At 31.5% G+C, this 15,590-nt stretch carries 14 protein-coding genes; all 14 read left to right on the top strand.

Annotated elements, in window-relative coordinates:
* Positions 1-20 precede the first annotated feature (20 nt).
* The 14 genes from C237_RS0107090 to C237_RS0107025 all read left to right on the top strand — a co-directional run bounded on the left by C237_RS0107090 (position 21) and on the right by C237_RS0107025 (position 15,565).
* A complete protein-coding gene (locus tag C237_RS0107090) occupies positions 21-2,396 on the top strand; it encodes a GumC family protein (protein ID WP_018675806.1) in 2,376 nt (791 codons plus the stop codon).
* 1 nt (position 2,397) lies between these two features.
* Positions 2,398-3,363 carry an SDR family oxidoreductase gene (locus C237_RS0107085; protein ID WP_018675805.1) on the top strand — a complete coding sequence of 322 codons (966 nt, stop codon included), beginning with the start codon at positions 2,398-2,400 and terminating at the stop codon, positions 3,361-3,363.
* A 66-nt stretch (positions 3,364-3,429) separates the two neighbouring features.
* The gene (locus C237_RS0107080) at positions 3,430-3,792 is read left to right on the top strand and encodes a four helix bundle protein (RefSeq protein WP_018675804.1); all 363 of its coding nucleotides are present in this window, start codon (positions 3,430-3,432) and stop codon (positions 3,790-3,792) included.
* Positions 3,789-5,111: a nucleotide sugar dehydrogenase gene (locus tag C237_RS0107075; protein ID WP_018675803.1), complete on the top strand. Its 1,323-nt coding sequence runs from the start codon at positions 3,789-3,791 to the stop codon at positions 5,109-5,111. The genes C237_RS0107080 and C237_RS0107075 overlap by 4 nt, the downstream gene beginning before the upstream one ends.
* Positions 5,112-5,124: 13 nt before the next feature.
* Positions 5,125-6,372 (top strand): oligosaccharide flippase family protein, encoded by a 1,248-nt coding sequence (locus tag C237_RS0107070; RefSeq protein WP_245539710.1) that lies wholly within the window; start codon positions 5,125-5,127, stop codon positions 6,370-6,372.
* The gene (locus tag C237_RS0107065) at positions 6,362-7,558 is read left to right on the top strand and encodes an NAD/NADP-dependent octopine/nopaline dehydrogenase family protein (RefSeq protein ID WP_018675801.1); all 1,197 of its coding nucleotides are present in this window, start codon (positions 6,362-6,364) and stop codon (positions 7,556-7,558) included. Before C237_RS0107070 ends, C237_RS0107065 begins: the two co-directional genes overlap by 11 nt.
* Positions 7,559-7,564: 6 nt before the next feature.
* Entirely contained in the window at positions 7,565-8,563 is a 999-nt protein-coding gene (locus C237_RS0107060) for an ATP-grasp domain-containing protein (protein ID WP_018675800.1), read from the top strand.
* A complete protein-coding gene (locus C237_RS0107055; protein ID WP_018675799.1) occupies positions 8,560-9,873 on the top strand; it encodes an O-antigen polymerase in 1,314 nt (437 codons plus the stop codon). Before C237_RS0107060 ends, C237_RS0107055 begins: the two co-directional genes overlap by 4 nt.
* Entirely contained in the window at positions 9,870-11,030 is a 1,161-nt protein-coding gene (locus C237_RS0107050) for a glycosyltransferase (RefSeq protein ID WP_018675798.1), read from the top strand. The genes C237_RS0107055 and C237_RS0107050 overlap by 4 nt, the downstream gene beginning before the upstream one ends.
* Positions 11,020-12,171 (top strand): glycosyltransferase family 4 protein, encoded by a 1,152-nt coding sequence (locus tag C237_RS0107045; protein ID WP_018675797.1) that lies wholly within the window; start codon positions 11,020-11,022, stop codon positions 12,169-12,171. Before C237_RS0107050 ends, C237_RS0107045 begins: the two co-directional genes overlap by 11 nt.
* Positions 12,158-13,213 carry an EpsG family protein gene (locus C237_RS15200; protein WP_018675796.1) on the top strand — a complete coding sequence of 352 codons (1,056 nt, stop codon included), beginning with the start codon at positions 12,158-12,160 and terminating at the stop codon, positions 13,211-13,213. Before C237_RS0107045 ends, C237_RS15200 begins: the two co-directional genes overlap by 14 nt.
* A 4-nt stretch (positions 13,214-13,217) precedes the next feature.
* Positions 13,218-13,823, top strand: coding sequence for a sugar transferase (locus C237_RS0107035; protein WP_018675795.1), 606 nt, complete (start codon positions 13,218-13,220; stop codon positions 13,821-13,823).
* Positions 13,823-14,422, top strand: a complete 600-nt coding sequence (locus C237_RS0107030) for an acetyltransferase (RefSeq protein WP_018675794.1) — start codon at positions 13,823-13,825, stop codon at positions 14,420-14,422. Before C237_RS0107035 ends, C237_RS0107030 begins: the two co-directional genes overlap by 1 nt.
* Before the next feature lie 3 nt (positions 14,423-14,425).
* Positions 14,426-15,565, top strand: coding sequence for an aminotransferase class I/II-fold pyridoxal phosphate-dependent enzyme (locus tag C237_RS0107025; protein WP_026315550.1), 1,140 nt, complete (start codon positions 14,426-14,428; stop codon positions 15,563-15,565).
* Positions 15,566-15,590 lie beyond the last annotated feature (25 nt).

Genomic DNA, 15,590 nt, shown 5'->3' with positions numbered 1-15,590 from the left:
TAATTAAGTTTTAGAAAATAATGGATAGTCAAATTACTCCATCTACCTCAAATATTGAGGAACAAGAAGTCAATATTACAGAAATTATTAAACCCTACCTTCAAAGATGGCTTTGGTTTGTAATATCCGCAGTATTGGCACTAATTATTGCTTTTTTATATTTAAAAAGCGCTACAAAAATTTATAATGTTCAGTCGACTATATTAGTTAAAGATGCAAAGACATCTTCTGCTGGATCAGAGGCAGATTTATTAAAAGACCTTTCTGGAATAGGCGGAATGTCCACCAACAGTATTGATAATGAAATTGAGGTGTTAAAGTCTAAAAAGTTGATGACTCAAGTGGTTGAATCTAAGAATTTGCAAACTTCAATCACAGCAAAAGTCGATGGTAAAAGACAAGAAATCTATGATACGACTAGCCCGATCTTAGTTTATATTATTAATGAGAAAAAGGATAAATCTTTTCCTGAAAAACCTATTGATGTTACTTTAAACAAAAATGATATTGTATTATCTTCTAAAGAGTTAGATAAAGAAGTATCCACTAAATTTAACACTACCATTAGTTTACCTTTTGCCAACATTATTATAAAGAAAAATCCAAACTATGATCCTCATAAAGAAGGTCCAGTATCGGATATTCAACTCAATATTGCTTCAAAAGACAATAGAGTGTCTCAATTACAACAAAATCTTAATGTATCATTAGCGAATAAAGATGCTACGGTGATTCAGTTGTCTATGAAGTCATCTAATATTGATAAAGCCAAAGATATTATTAATACATTGGTTGTTGCATATAATACAGATGCGATAGAAGATAAAAATTCTCAGTCTCAGGAAACGATGAAGTTTATCGAGAGTCGTATTAAAGTGATCTCTGAAGAGTTGGGAGATGTAGAAAATCAAAAACAACAATTTAAAATTAATAATCAATTAACTGATATACAGGTAGAAGCGGAACTTAGCCTTAAAACTACAACTGAGGCTAGAGCAAAACAATTGGAAATTGATGCTCAGCTTCAATTGACCGATGGGATCCTCAATTATTTAAGAAATCAAGGAGCTTATCAGATTTTACCGTCAGCCGTAGGATTGGATAATCCAGCTGCCTCAGCGGGAATTAACACTTATAATGAATTGGTATTAGAACGCAATAGATTGTTGGCATCTGCTACACCAGAACACCCTTCAGTACAGAATATATCCAAACAACTGAATAATCTTAAATCTTCTATTCTACAGTCGCTTCAAAAAACAAGATCTGGATTGCAAATCAAAAGTGGAGAATTGCAAAGAGAGCAAAATAAAATATCTGGAAAAATATCTAAACTACCTTCTATAGAAAAAATATTTAGAGGAATTGAGAGACAACAACAGATAAAAGAGCAGTTGTACCTATTATTACTTCAAAAAAGAGAAGAAACGGCTATATCATTAGCGATTACAGGAAATAAAGCTCGTGTATTAGATTCTGCCTACGCTGAAGATCAACCAGTATCCCCTAAAAAAATGATTGTATTGCTGGCGGCTTTAGTATTAGGGTTACTAGTTCCTTTTGCATTGATTTATCTTAAAGAACTATTCGATAATAAAGTTAAAACTAAACACGATCTTGAAAAACTGTCGAATACTCCTGTTTTAGCGGAATTACCGAAAGTGGAGAAAGGTCAGCCAGAAACTGTTGGGCTTAATGATTTATCCCCTATGGCAGAGGCCTTTAGAATTTTGATTACCAATATGAATTTTATGCTGCCTAAAAACAAAGGGAAAGGTAAAACGGTATTTGTTACCTCTACGGTAAAAGGGGAAGGAAAAACATTTACATCGGTTAATTTAGCACTTACGCTAGCTACACCAAATAAAAAGGTAATAATTATAGGTTCTGATATTAGAAACCCTCAATTGCAAAGGTATAATGAAGCTCGAAAAGGTTTGGCAGGTTTGTCGGAATATCTTTACGATGCTAGTACTAATTTAGAAAGTATTATATACCAAAGTACTTACAATCCATATTTAGATGTCATTTATTCGGGTAGTATTCCACCAAATCCTACGGAATTATTAACCAATGGTCGTTATGAAGAATTATTGAATAATTTAAAGGACACTTATGATTATATCATTGTGGATACAGCACCATTAATGTTAGTTACCGATACTTTCCTAATTTCAGATTTATCTGATGCGATATTGTATGTTACAAGGTCAAATTATACTGATAAAGATTTGGTAGGATTTGCAAATAATAATATCAAAGCTCAAAAAATTAAGAATGTGGGATTTGTTTTGAATGATGTTGATAAAAGTAACTTCGGTTATGGTAATAAGTATGGTTATGGCTATGGTGCTAAAGAAAAAAGTTTTATAGAGAAAATTAAAGATAGATTTTAATATGAAAAACATACTCATTACAGGCGGAGCAGGATTTATAGGTTCTAATTTGACCGAATATTTTTTAGACAAGGGTTATAAAGTAACCGTATTAGATAATTTTGCTACGGGACATCGACACAATATTGAATATTTTTTTGATAACGACAATTTCAAATTGATTGAAGGAGATATTAGAGATTTAGAAACTTGTCGAAAAGCCTGTGAAGGTCAGGATTATGTATTGCATCAAGCGGCTTTAGGATCCGTTCCTCGTTCGATTGAAGATCCTATTACGAGTAACGATGTCAATGTTTCAGGATTTTTAAATATGTTGGTCGCAGCAAGAGATGCTAAAATCAAACGATTTGTCTATGCGGCAAGTTCATCGACTTATGGAGATTCAAAATCATTACCAAAAGAGGAAGATGTCATCGGAAAACCGTTATCTCCGTACGCAATTACAAAATATGTAAACGAACTCTATGCAGATGTTTTTAGTAAAACATACGGATTGGAGTGCATTGGATTAAGGTATTTCAATGTTTTTGGTAGAAAGCAAGACCCTAAGGGGGCTTATGCAGCTGTTATTCCAAAATTTGTAATTCAGTTGATGAATTATCAATCGCCAACGATTAACGGAGATGGTACCTATTCAAGAGATTTCACCTATATCGATAATGTGATTCAGATGAATGAAAAGGCAATGTTGACGGAGAACCCTGAGGCGATTAATACGGTTTATAATACGGCCGTTGGGGATAGAACTACAATTAAAGATATGGCTAATCTTTTAAAAAAATACCTAGCAGCATATGATGAAAAAATTGCCGATGTAGAGATTCTACACGGACCTAATAGAATGGGAGATATCCCTCATTCATTAGCGTCTATTGATAAAGCCAAGAAAAATTTAGGATACGAGCCCACACACATTTTCTCTGAAGGATTAAAAGAAGCAGTAGATTGGTATTGGGAGAATCTGTAGTTAGGGTTAGAGTTTTGGGGTTTGTGTTTTGAGGGCAGTTGCGTTGTTTAGATATAAAGAATTATTATGATTAAGTCTTACCGAGATTTGAATGTGTGGAAAGATGCCATGAATTTGGTTGAAGTTACTTATAAACTTAGTAGCAATTTCCCAAATGAAGAAAGGTTCGGGCTGACAAATCAAATAAGAAGATGTGCGGTGTCCATACCCTCAAATATTGCAGAAGGTGCAATGAGACAATATCTCAAAGAGTATATCCATTTTCTATATATTGCGTTGGGTTCTTTAGGTGAGTTAGATACACAATTAACGATTGCTTATCGCCTAATATATTTTTCTGAAGAAGAATTTAATCTATTACAAAATCATATTATAACAGTTAGAAAACAAGTAATCAGTTTGATAAAAGCTTTAAAAAATAAATTATGAATAATAATATCACACCTCAAACCTCTCACCTCAAACCTCTTAAGATTGCTATCATTGGTTTGGGTTATGTAGGATTGCCTTTGGCAAGGTTGTTTGCAACAAAATATCCAGTAGTAGGTTTTGATATCAATCAAGAGCGTGTAAAGAAATTGAATGAAGGTCATGATGATACTCTAGAAGTTTCCGATGAATTATTACAATCTGCATTGGTTAAAGAAAACCCATTTGGTAATCAGTCTGAGAAAGGATTGTATTGCTCTGCAGAATTGGAAGATATTCAAGAAGCAAATGTGTATATTATAACGGTACCTACGCCAGTAGATAAGAATAATCGACCAGTCTTAATGCCATTAGTCAAAGCAAGTGAAACCGTAGGTAAAGTTTTAAAGAAAGGGGATATCGTTGTTTATGAATCTACTGTTTATCCAGGTGCGACGGAAGAGGATTGTATTCCAGTTCTTGAGAAAGTTTCTGGACTGAAATTTAATAAAGATTTCTATGCAGGCTATTCACCGGAGCGTATCAATCCTGGGGATAAAGAACATACGGTGGAGAAAATTTTGAAAGTTACCTCAGGTTCTACACCAGAAATTGGAGAATTAGTGAATGATTTATATAAATCAGTCATCACCGCAGGAACGCATTTAGCACCAACGATTAAAGTGGCAGAAGCCTCAAAAGTGATTGAAAACTCGCAAAGAGATATTAATATCGCATTTGTAAATGAGTTGGCTAAGATTTTTAATCTAATGGACATAGATACCCATGCGGTATTAGAGGCTGCAGGTACGAAGTGGAACTTTTTGCCATTCAAGCCAGGTTTAGTAGGTGGGCATTGTATTGGTGTAGATCCTTACTATTTGGCACAAAAAGCACAAGAGTATGGTTATCATCCAGAGATTATTTTGGCGGGTCGCCGTTTGAATGATTCTATGGGTAAATATGTGGCAGAACAAGTCGTAAAAGCAATGATTAAAAAAGACATACCTGTGAACAATGCGGATGTATTGATGTTGGGCGTAACTTTTAAAGAAAATTGTCCAGATGTAAGGAATACCAAAATTGTAGATGTGATTACAGCTTTGGAAGATTTTGGAGTCAAAGTAACCACTTACGACCCTTGGGCTTGCCCAAATGAAGTGCAACATGAATACAATATTGAAAGCACCAAAGAATTACCATCTAAAAAATTTGATGCTATCGTTTTAGGTGTTGCACATAAAGAGTTAAAAGAATTGGATCTTTCAAAATTGAAAAAAGATTGTGCAGTGGTGTATGATGTGAAAGGTGTGTTGAGTGAAAGTGATTGTAAGTTGTAGAAATCAATAAGTTTTGATTAATAAGTTTAGGCAAATAGTATCTAATAAGAACTACAGACCCCTAATAGAGAATATTCTTTCTTTAGGGGTTTTGCAACTTGTAAATTTGTTAATGCCTTTAGTGGTATTACCATATCTTTTAAAAACCATTGGTTTTAATCATTATGGGATTATCGTTGTTGCTGCGTCTTTAGTGATGTATTTTCAATCGTTAACGGATTATAGTTTTGCTATTACTGGTACGAGAGATGTCGCCATTTTTAGAGAAAGTAAAAAAAAACTGGATTTAATTTTTAGTAAAATAATGACAGTTAAGTTATTATTTTTAGTTATTTCGCTTTTGGTAATATCAGGGATAGTTTTTCTAATACCAAAATTTAGTGATTATAAAGAAATTGTTTTTCTTTCTACGGGTATATTAATAGGAAATGTTTTATTTCCTGATTGGTTTTTTCAAGGGATTGAAAAAATGAAGTTTATTACAATAATTAATACTTCAGTTAAAATTCTATTTACAATTCTTGTTTTTATTTTTATAAAAGGAAAGAATGATTTTTGGATTTACCCTTTACTACAGAGTTTAGGATATGTATTTTCTGGACTGATTGCTTTGATGGTTATACTTTTTCATTATAAAGTGAAGTTCCATTTTCTTAAAAGAAAAAAGATAATCCAGACAATAAAAGATAACTTCCCCATTTTTATCAATCAATTCATGCCAGTACTATACAATAATACCTCAAGTTTTTTATTGGGTATTATGGTATCAAATTCTGCAGCAGGGATTTTTGATTCATTAAAGAAAATAATAGATATGGCTATAATGTTTATAGGTGTTATATCTAGAGCCTTCTTTCCGTTTATGAATAGACAAAAAAACTTTTTTCCTAAATATAAGAAAATGCTTTTATCAATAGCGAGTTTGTTAGCCATAATAATTTTATTGTTTTCAAAATATATTTTTAGTTATTTCTCTATTGATTACAAAAACTCTATATTTATTTTAGGGATACTATGTGTAGGAATTTTAGGAATAGCAATCTATAACATATTTGGGACTAACTATTTAATAGTTAATAGAAAAGATAAATTAGTAATGAAAAATACTTTTTATGCTTCTATACTGGGATTTGCTATATCTTTTCCGTTGATATATTATTTAGGAATTATTGGCGGGGCAATAAGTTTATCCTTTTCTAGATTGTTTTTAGGATTAGGAGTAGTATATTTGTATAACGAAATTAGTAAAAATGAAAAATAAAATCACAATAATTGGAGGTGGTAATAGTACACATTCATTGATACCGTTACTTTCCAAAAATAATAATGAAATTAACCTTTTCACGAGAAAGCCAGATCAATGGCAAGAGACTATTGAGATGGAGTATACTTTACCTGATGGTAGCGTAAACGATATTCTAAAAGGAACTATTAAAAAAGTTTCAGCGGATCCTAAAGATGTTATTCCAGAAGCAGACTGTATAATTCTTAGTATACCTGTATACCAATATAGAAATTTATTACACCAGATAGCACCTTATATTTCGAAGGATAAAAAGGTCTATGTGGGTACAATATACGGGCAAGGGGGATTTAATTGGATGGTTAAAGAAATAATCGATAAATTCAATTTGAAAAATGTTGTATATTTTGCATCTGGTTTGATACCTTGGATTACGAGAACTAAGGAGTATGGTAAAGTTGGGATTAATTATGGATGTAAAAAAAATAATGTTGTAGCGGTATATCCAAAAGAAGAATTTGAAAATTTAAAAAGTCTTTTACTTGATGATTTATGCTATAATTATTTTGGTAAGGGTGAGTATTTACTTGCAGACAACTTCTTATCATTAACGCTATCTGTTGACAATCAGATAATACATCAAACAAGATTGTATGGATTGTATTTATCCTCAGGAGGTCAATGGGATGCTTATGATGAAGTGCCGTTTTTCTATCGTGACTATGACGATCTATCCGCTAAAGTTCTTGAGGACTTAGATAATGAGTATAGTCTTATTCGAGAAAAAATAATTGAAAGTTTTCCTAATCATGACTTCAAATATATGATGAATTACTTAGATTTGGAACATTTTTCTTATGGTTCATCTAGCCCCAATATAAAAGAATCTTTTACAGAGTCACAAACACTGGGACAAATACCTACACCAGTAGTTCAAAATAATGATGGTAAATGGGTGTTTGATGCTACACACCGTTTTTTTTATGACGATATTTACTATGGTATTGTAATTGCAAAATGGATGGCGGAAAAATTAGAAATTAAAACACCTACTATTGATAAAATTTTAAAGTGGGCAGGAAATGTAATTGATGATACAATTATTGATAGTAATGAAAAAATAAACATAAGAAATAATGAGAAATTTTTGTATGGAACGCCTGATGTTTATGGGTATACTTCAATTAAAGAACTAATTAGTTAAGTTATTATGAAACTAGGAATATTAACATCGTTTTCTGGCGAACATAAAAAATATATAGAAGCTTGTAAATATATAGGTGTTGACTATGAAGTAATAGATTTTTTAAGTGCAGATTGGCTTAAAAATATCAAGAATTCTAACGCAGATGGTTTTTTATGTACTTCTACTTGTGATTCTATAGAAAGAAAAAGTATTTTAGATGAGCGTCATTATACGATTGAACAAATTCTCAAGCGTCCCATTTATCCAAGCTTTCAAGAGTTGTATATACATGAGAATAAGAGAAATATGGCGGCTTGGTTAGAAGCCAATGGCTTTCCACATGTGCATACAAGAGTTTTTACGAATAAAAAAGAAGCTGTAAATTTTCTTAACAATGCTGATTATCCTTTGGTATTTAAGTCTAATTTAGGAGCGGGTTCGTCAAAGGTAAAAATAGTAAAAAATAAATGGTACGCTAAATATTTTACTTTCTCAGTATTCCCTTTAACAGAGAAAATAAGAAGTTTAAATATAGGTAAAATTTATATCAATAAATTTTTCGGATTAAAAATTTTTCCTGATTTTGCAAATTTGCAAAAGTTTTATTTATTAGTTCAAGACTTTAAACCTATAATTCACGAATGGCGAATTATTAAGATTGGGGATTCTTATTTCGGACACCAGAAACTTTTAAAAGGAAATTTTGCGAGTGGTTCAGATGCTGTTGGATGGGTTGAACCACCAAGAGAATTGCTAGATATGACCAGAGAGCTTTGTGAAAAAGGAAACTTTAGGAGTATGGCAGTTGATATTTTCGAAACAAAATCCGGAGAATATTTTATAAATGAGATACAAACAATGTTTGGCTCTTATTTAAACTCACAAATGTATATTGATGGAAAACCAGGACGCTTTTTATGGAATGGTAAGGATTATGAATTTCAAGAAGGAGAGTTTAATCTATTTGGTTCTAGATTGTTGAGAGTGGAGGATTTTATAAAGATAATAAAAAATAATATATGATAGCCTCTATATGTTTGTTTTTAATTATCATTGTTTGCTCGGTACTTATTATATCAAATAGTTATTATAATAGAAATATCAAATTATTTGATTATATTCTACTTTGGTACACATTTATCTATGCCGTGGTACCTTTGGCTCTTATATATGATAGTCGTAATATTTATCACTTATATCGTCGTTTAGCTAATGATAGTGACTATTTATACGAATCAATTATATTTTTATTAGGATACCTTTTTTTAATAGCAGGGTATTTCTTTCACAAAGGTAGAGGCGTTCTTATTAAAGTGTCGACTTTTAAAGACGAAAGGCTTTTTAATACAGCAAGAGTTCTTTTGATTATAGGTTCTTTTTCTTACTTGATATATGTTTATCTTTATGGAGGAATAAATTATATTATTAATAATGTGAATGAAATTCGCTATGGAGCAGATGATAATAAAAACTATTTGGGCGCTTTTTTTAGGATATTTTCAGTTTTTATTATTTATTCTTTTATTTTACAATTATATTTATACTTTAAAGGAAAGTACACAAGACAATTCAAGAAAAAAGCAATGTTATTATTAACCTTGTTTATACTTTTAGTTATATCTTTTTTAGGTGGTGGGCGTGCAGGGTTTATTTCTATCTTTATTTATGTATTTTTAGCATATTACTTTTTGAAAACTAGAAAAATTAAATGGATCTATTTGTTTCTTTTAGTTTTTTCTTCACTTTTTATAGTGATATTTGGAAAAACATTTTTGTTTGTAATGTTTTCTGATTCGATAAATATAACTTTTGATGATGTAAGGGCAAATCAAGAAAAGATAGGATTTCTAAGTTTGTTTTTTCAAGAATTTAATCATCAAACATATAGCGTTACCAATTTTATACAATCTAATTTTGATTATAGATATTTATCAGATTATTATATTTGGATGTTAAAACCTCTGAAACTTATCTACCCTCAATCTACTGATTTTGATGCGATTTCTTATTATAATACCTATATGATTATGGGAAATTGGAAGAGTGTTATTCCACCAGGCTTTGTAGGTTTAGGATTTATTAACGGAGGTCTATTGTTAGTAATGATGCAGAGTTTCATAGCAGGAGTTCTTCTTAAGATGATAGATAAGAGTTTTTCAAGAAGTAGTTTTACTAATAGTGGGATATTATTTTTTATTTACTTATTTTTGTTCAATCACTTATGGTACGCTTTACAAAATGGTGATATATCATTGATAATACAAGGATCTATACCCTTCTATATTTTATTGATATACCTTATTTTATTTAGAAAAGTAAAATTTTATAAATGAAGATTGATAAACCCAAACTATCTATATTGACTCTTTCAATGGGGCATGGTGGAGCAGAAAAGGTAATTAGTCTGCTATTGCCAGAGTTGATAAAAGAGTATGATGTGTATTTATATTTATTCTATCCCACAATTCACTATATAATTCCTTCTGAAGTTAAGGTCATCACTAATTATTCTAACCATAAGAATGGCTTATGGCGAAGAATGGTCAGCCCATTAGTTATATACAGAAAATATGTTCAATTTTTAAAAAAAGAACAGATAAAGATATCCATATCCTTTCTATTTAGAGCTAATATTATTAATGGTATGGTCAAAAACAAAAATTCAGATATAAAGGTGTTGATGAGTGAGCGAAACTATCCTTCAAAGATGTACAATACTTCATGGGTTAGACTTTGGCTATCTAAATTATTAATAAAGAAATTGTATAATAAGGCAGATGTTTTATTTTCTAATTCATATTATATCAATCAGGATTTAAAACAAAATTTCGATGTTACGATTCCAATAAAGACACTATATAACCCTATCGAAAAGCCAATTAAAAGCCATAATGTCCAAAAAATCACAAATGAAGATGGAGCAATAAAAATTGTTTCTGTTGGTAGATTTGAGCAAGTGAAAAACCATAGCCTTCTGTTTAAGGCAATAGAACAGATTAGGAATGCTACTTTAACAATTATTGGAGAAGGTACTTTACGTGGTAATTATAGAAATGAAATAGAGAGAAGGAATCTAAGTGAGCGTGTATATTTACCAGGTATATCCAAAAAAGTACTCAATGACTTGTTAGACTATCACATCTTTATCCTTAGTTCAGACTCTGAAGGTTTTCCTAATGCGTTGTTAGAAGCAATGAGTGTAGGATTACCGGTTATATCAACCAATTGTTTATCAGGTCCTTTAGAATTATTAAATGAAGGACAAGAGATTAAAATTGAAAAAGGCACTTTTTATAAAGCAAAATATGGTTTATTAACTAATGTTAATGATGTAGAAGCATTGATAAAAGCTATACAATATTATCAAAACAATAGTGATGTACGAAGATATTATAGTCAACAATCTTTAATGAGATCAGAGTTTTTTTTTATAGAGTCTATTTATCAAGATTTTAAAAAAGTAATAGCAATTACACAACATGAAACCTAAATTAGTACGTTTATCTACAGTTCCTGTTTCCTTGAATATTTTACTTAAAGGACAGTTGAGATTTCTCAATCAATATTTTGATGTAGTGGCAGTTTCAGGAGCTGGAAAAGATTTGGAAAGTGTAGAAGTTCGTGAAGGGGTTAGAGTTCATCCTATTGAGATAAAGAGAAATATATCTTTGTTAAATGATATAATTTCTTTGTTTCAACTTTTTTTATTTTTTAAAAGGGAAAAGCCACAAATCGTACATTCTATTACCCCAAAGGCAGGATTACTTTCTATGTTAGCGGCTAAATTTGCAGGAGTCCCTATTCGAATACATACATTTACAGGTTTGATTTTTCCTTCTAGAAAGGGAGGAATACAAAAAATATTGATTTATATGGATCGCCTTTTATGTATGTGTGCTACTCACATATATCCAGAAGGTAGAGGGGTGAAGGAAGATTTGATAAAATATAAGATTACTCGTAAACCACTTAAAGTCATAGCAAACGGAAATGTAAATGGTATTAACACTAATTATTTTTCACATCAACAGATAAGTGAAGAGAGCAAACAAAATTTAAAAACAGAATTAGGAATACAAGAAAATGATTTTGTTTATATCTTTGTAGGAAGATTGGTTGGTGATAAAGGAATTAATGAATTAGTAGAAGCCTTTAAAAAAATACAGAATCATAATATAAAACTACTATTAGTTGGTGCTGAAGAGCGAGAATTAGACCCTTTGCTTCAGAAAACTATTGAAGAAATAGGAATTAACGATAATATCCTTGCAGTTGGTTACCAAAAAGATGTTCGCCCATATTTCGCGATTGCGGATGCTTTGGTTTTTCCAAGTTATCGTGAAGGATTTCCAAATGTTGTGATGCAAGCAGGAGCCATGGGATTACCAAGTATAGTTTCTGATATTAATGGTTGTAATGAAATTATTATAAATTATAAAAATGGAATCATAATTCATCCAAAAAACACGGAGGCTTTACAATCAGCTATGGAACAATTAGTAAATGACAATCAGTTATATAATCAATTGAAGAGCCAAAGTAGGAAAATGATAGAGAGTCGATATCAACAGAGATTGGTATGGAATGAGTTATTAGCTAATTATCAAGAACTGCTAAATGGAATCCAATAAAAATCTAAATAAGGAGATAGTATTTTTTTTATTGCCTCTTATCTATGCTATAGGTATATGCTTATATACGCCACCACCTACTTATGATTTAAATCACTTCTATGGATATTATTCTGTTTTTGGTGATTTTGATTTATTAAGTATTAAAATTCAAAAGGTATTTATCAAAAGTCCTGATTATATACCTCTTGTTTGGCTATTGTTATTAGCAAAATTAAATTTGCCTATTTTTCTGTTTTTTTTGCCAGTAACTTATATTACAGTCTTCAATTTTTTATATATTTTTCGTTATATCTATCGCCAATGTGTTAAACAAAATCCTCCTACTCTTTTATATTTCATTATTTTTTGTTCATTAAATTTATTTGCAATTCTTTCAGGAGTTCGGAATATTCATGCCTTATCTTTTGTAGCTCTATCTTTTGTTTTTATTCATAAGAAGAAATACTGGATTACAATATTATTATTGTTATATGCTGGATTGTTTCACTATAGTACTTATATCTATTTATTAGTCTTTATTAGTTTCTTTTTTTTGTTAAGAATTGGATGGAGTAAATCGAAAATTTTAAAACTACAATATTTAATTTCCATTATTCTTTGTTTTTTGATTGTATTGGTAAAATTAATGCCAACCAAATATTTAGAAAGTGTGTTGCCATACAATCTTTTTCTAAAAGTCGATTTTTACATAAGGAAGACAGATATTTTTATCAAGTTATTATATGAAAGGGAATGGGAATCAATATTTTTATTCTTTTTATACACATACAGTTTAATGATTAGTTTTTTTATACTATTTTATAGGGATATTAAGTCGTATCTAATCTATAATAAATATTTTATGTTAGTAGTAGTCCCTTGTTTGGTCTGTGTGCTTTTTCCAAATACTTTTTCGAGATATATGATGCTGTCGAATACTTTTATAGTTGTTTATGCCTTAAGTATTAGTAAGCAAACTTTCAAAAGAAATCTTATTATATTACAAACCTTGCTTATCTTTGGGGTTCAACTTTATTTATTTTTTAAGTCAATTAACTAAAATCATGTACAAAAATTACATTAAACGATTACTAGATTTTTCCCTATCCCTAATAGGTTTTGTAATCTTATTGCCTATATTTTTGATAGTAACCGTTTTGTTGGTAATTGCTAATGAGGGGAAACCTTTTTTCTTTCAGTTACGACCAGGAAAGAATGAGCGTATTTTTAGAATCATCAAATTCAAAACGATGAATGACAAAAAAGATGCAAATGGAAACTTATTACCCGATGCAGAACGATTAACGAAAATAGGGCGATTTGTAAGAAAAACTTCCTTAGATGAAATTCCCCAATTGCTCAATGTTATAAAAGGCGATATGTCCCTCGTTGGACCTCGCCCACTTTTGCCAGAATATTTGCAACTTTACAATGATTTCCAACGAAGAAGAAATGAAGTGAAGCCCGGTATTACAGGCTGGGCACAAGTCAATGGTAGGAATAGCATCAGTTGGGAGAAGAAGTTTGAGTACGATGTTTGGTATGTAGAGAACATCAGTTTTTTGTTAGATTTAAAAATAATATTTCTAACCATTTTGAAGGTGGTAAAGTCCGAAGGTATCAACGAGCAAGGACAAGCCACTTCGGAAGAATTTAAAGGTAATTTATAATGATTTTATTTGGAGCAGGAGGACACGCAAAAGTTATTTTGGATATTTTGCAAGGCAATGATATTCATATTCAGGCAGTTTATGAGGATAATCCTAAACACGAGGATTTGTATGGAATTCCTGTTAAAAAAAATAACCTATTGCCAGATGAAAAATTAGAAGCAATCATTGCAATTGGGAATAATAATGTAAGGAAAATTTTTGCTGAAAAATACAAATTCCAATATCAAATAGCCATTCATAAAAATGCCGTTATTTCCCATAAATCAAAAATTGGCGCAGGTACTGTGGTTATGGCTAATGCAGTTGTAAATTCCGATGCTAAAATAGGAAAACACTGTATTATAAATACTTCTGCTATTGTGGAGCACGATTGCCAAATCCAAGATTTTGTACACATTTCACCTAATGCCGCTTTGGCGGGCAATGTTTCTGTTGGAGAGGGGACGCACATTGGTATAGGAGCCAGCGTAATACCCAAAATTAAAATAGGCAAATGGGCAACAATAGGTGCAGGTGCAGTAATTATTAAAGATGTACCAGATGGTGCAACTGTTGTAGGTAATCCAGGGAAAATAATTAAAGTAAAGAAAATATAAAATATGAACACAAAAATATGGCTCTCTTCACCACATATGGGAGGAAATGAGCAAAAGTATATCAACGAGGCATTTGCTGAAAATTGGGTAGCACCATTAGGACCTAATGTCAATCAATTTGAAAATGATTTAAAAAACTATTTGTCACAAGAAGTTGAGGTAGCAGCATTAAGTGCAGGAACAGCCGCTTTACACTTAGCACTCATCATCTTAGGCGTAAAAGCAGGCGATGAGGTGATTTGTCAGAGTATGACTTTTTCTGCATCAGCAAATCCGATTGTGTATCAAGGAGCGACCCCCATTTTTGTAGATAGCGAAAAAGATACTTGGAATATGTGTCCCAAAGCACTGGAGCAAGCGATAGAAGACCGTATTTCTAAAGGTAAGAAGCCAAAAGCAATCATCGTAGTGCATCTATACGGAATGCCTGCCAAAATGGATGAATTGATGGCAGTGGCTTCCAAATACGATATTCCGATTGTTGAGGATGCGGCCGAAGCATTGGGAAGCACTTATAAAGGACAAAAATGTGGAACTTTTGGCGAAATGGGTATTTTAAGTTTCAATGGCAATAAAATCATCACGACTTCAGGTGGAGGGGCTTTGGTTTGTCAAACTAAGGAAGAAAAAGACAAGGCGGTGTTTTTATCTACCCAAGCAAGAGATAATGCCCCACACTACCAGCACTCAGAGATTGGCTATAATTACCGTATGAGTAATATTTGTGCGGGGATAGGTTGTGGACAAATGGAAGTATTAGATGAGCGTGTTACACAACGCCGAGCCAATCATGATTTTTATGTGGAGCTGTTTAAAGATATCGATGGAGTAGAGGTGTTTAGTGAGCCATCAGAAGATTACTTTTCCAATCATTGGCTTTCGGCGATTGTTGTTAATCCTGAAAAAGCAGGTTTTACCAGAGAAGATTTACGCTTACGCTTATTAGAAGAAAATATAGAATCACGCCCTCTATGGAAACCGATGCACTTACAACCCGTATTTGCTGATGCACCTTATTATGGAGAAAAAGTAGCAGAGCAATTATTTAATGATGGCTTGTGTCTGCCCTCTGGCTCTAATATGACGGATGAAGATAGAGCGCGTATAAAATCGGTAGTACAAAATTTTGTGAGTGCCAGATAGTAGATAACACACTCTAATGGAATAA

The sequence above is a fragment of the Riemerella columbina DSM 16469 genome, assembly GCF_000374405.1.
Classification (GTDB): Bacteria; Bacteroidota; Bacteroidia; order Flavobacteriales; family Weeksellaceae; genus Riemerella; species Riemerella columbina.
The sequence above is the reverse complement of the archived record's forward strand: the minus strand, read 5'-3'. Positions and strand labels throughout refer to the sequence as shown.

Bases quoted from the DNA above. Each gene is read 5' to 3' on its own strand.
- C237_RS0107080 (WP_018675804.1), top strand. From the start codon at position 3,430: ATGATTAAGTCTTACCGAGATTTGAATGTGTGGAAAGATGCCATGAAT.
- C237_RS0107030 (WP_018675794.1), top strand. From the start codon at position 13,823: ATGATTTTATTTGGAGCAGGAGGACACGCAAAAGTTATTTTGGATATT.
- C237_RS0107055 (WP_018675799.1), top strand. From the start codon at position 8,560: ATGATAGCCTCTATATGTTTGTTTTTAATTATCATTGTTTGCTCGGTA.
- C237_RS0107065 (WP_018675801.1), top strand. From the start codon at position 6,362: ATGAAAAATAAAATCACAATAATTGGAGGTGGTAATAGTACACATTCA.
- C237_RS0107075 (WP_018675803.1), top strand. From the start codon at position 3,789: ATGAATAATAATATCACACCTCAAACCTCTCACCTCAAACCTCTTAAG.
- C237_RS0107025 (WP_026315550.1), top strand. From the start codon at position 14,426: ATGAACACAAAAATATGGCTCTCTTCACCACATATGGGAGGAAATGAG.
- C237_RS0107045 (WP_018675797.1), top strand. From the start codon at position 11,020: ATGAAACCTAAATTAGTACGTTTATCTACAGTTCCTGTTTCCTTGAAT.
- C237_RS0107090 (WP_018675806.1), top strand. From the start codon at position 21: ATGGATAGTCAAATTACTCCATCTACCTCAAATATTGAGGAACAAGAA.
- C237_RS0107035 (WP_018675795.1), top strand. From the start codon at position 13,218: ATGTACAAAAATTACATTAAACGATTACTAGATTTTTCCCTATCCCTA.
- C237_RS0107085 (WP_018675805.1), top strand. From the start codon at position 2,398: ATGAAAAACATACTCATTACAGGCGGAGCAGGATTTATAGGTTCTAAT.
- C237_RS0107050 (WP_018675798.1), top strand. From the start codon at position 9,870: ATGAAGATTGATAAACCCAAACTATCTATATTGACTCTTTCAATGGGG.
- C237_RS0107060 (WP_018675800.1), top strand. From the start codon at position 7,565: ATGAAACTAGGAATATTAACATCGTTTTCTGGCGAACATAAAAAATAT.
- C237_RS15200 (WP_018675796.1), top strand. From the start codon at position 12,158: ATGGAATCCAATAAAAATCTAAATAAGGAGATAGTATTTTTTTTATTG.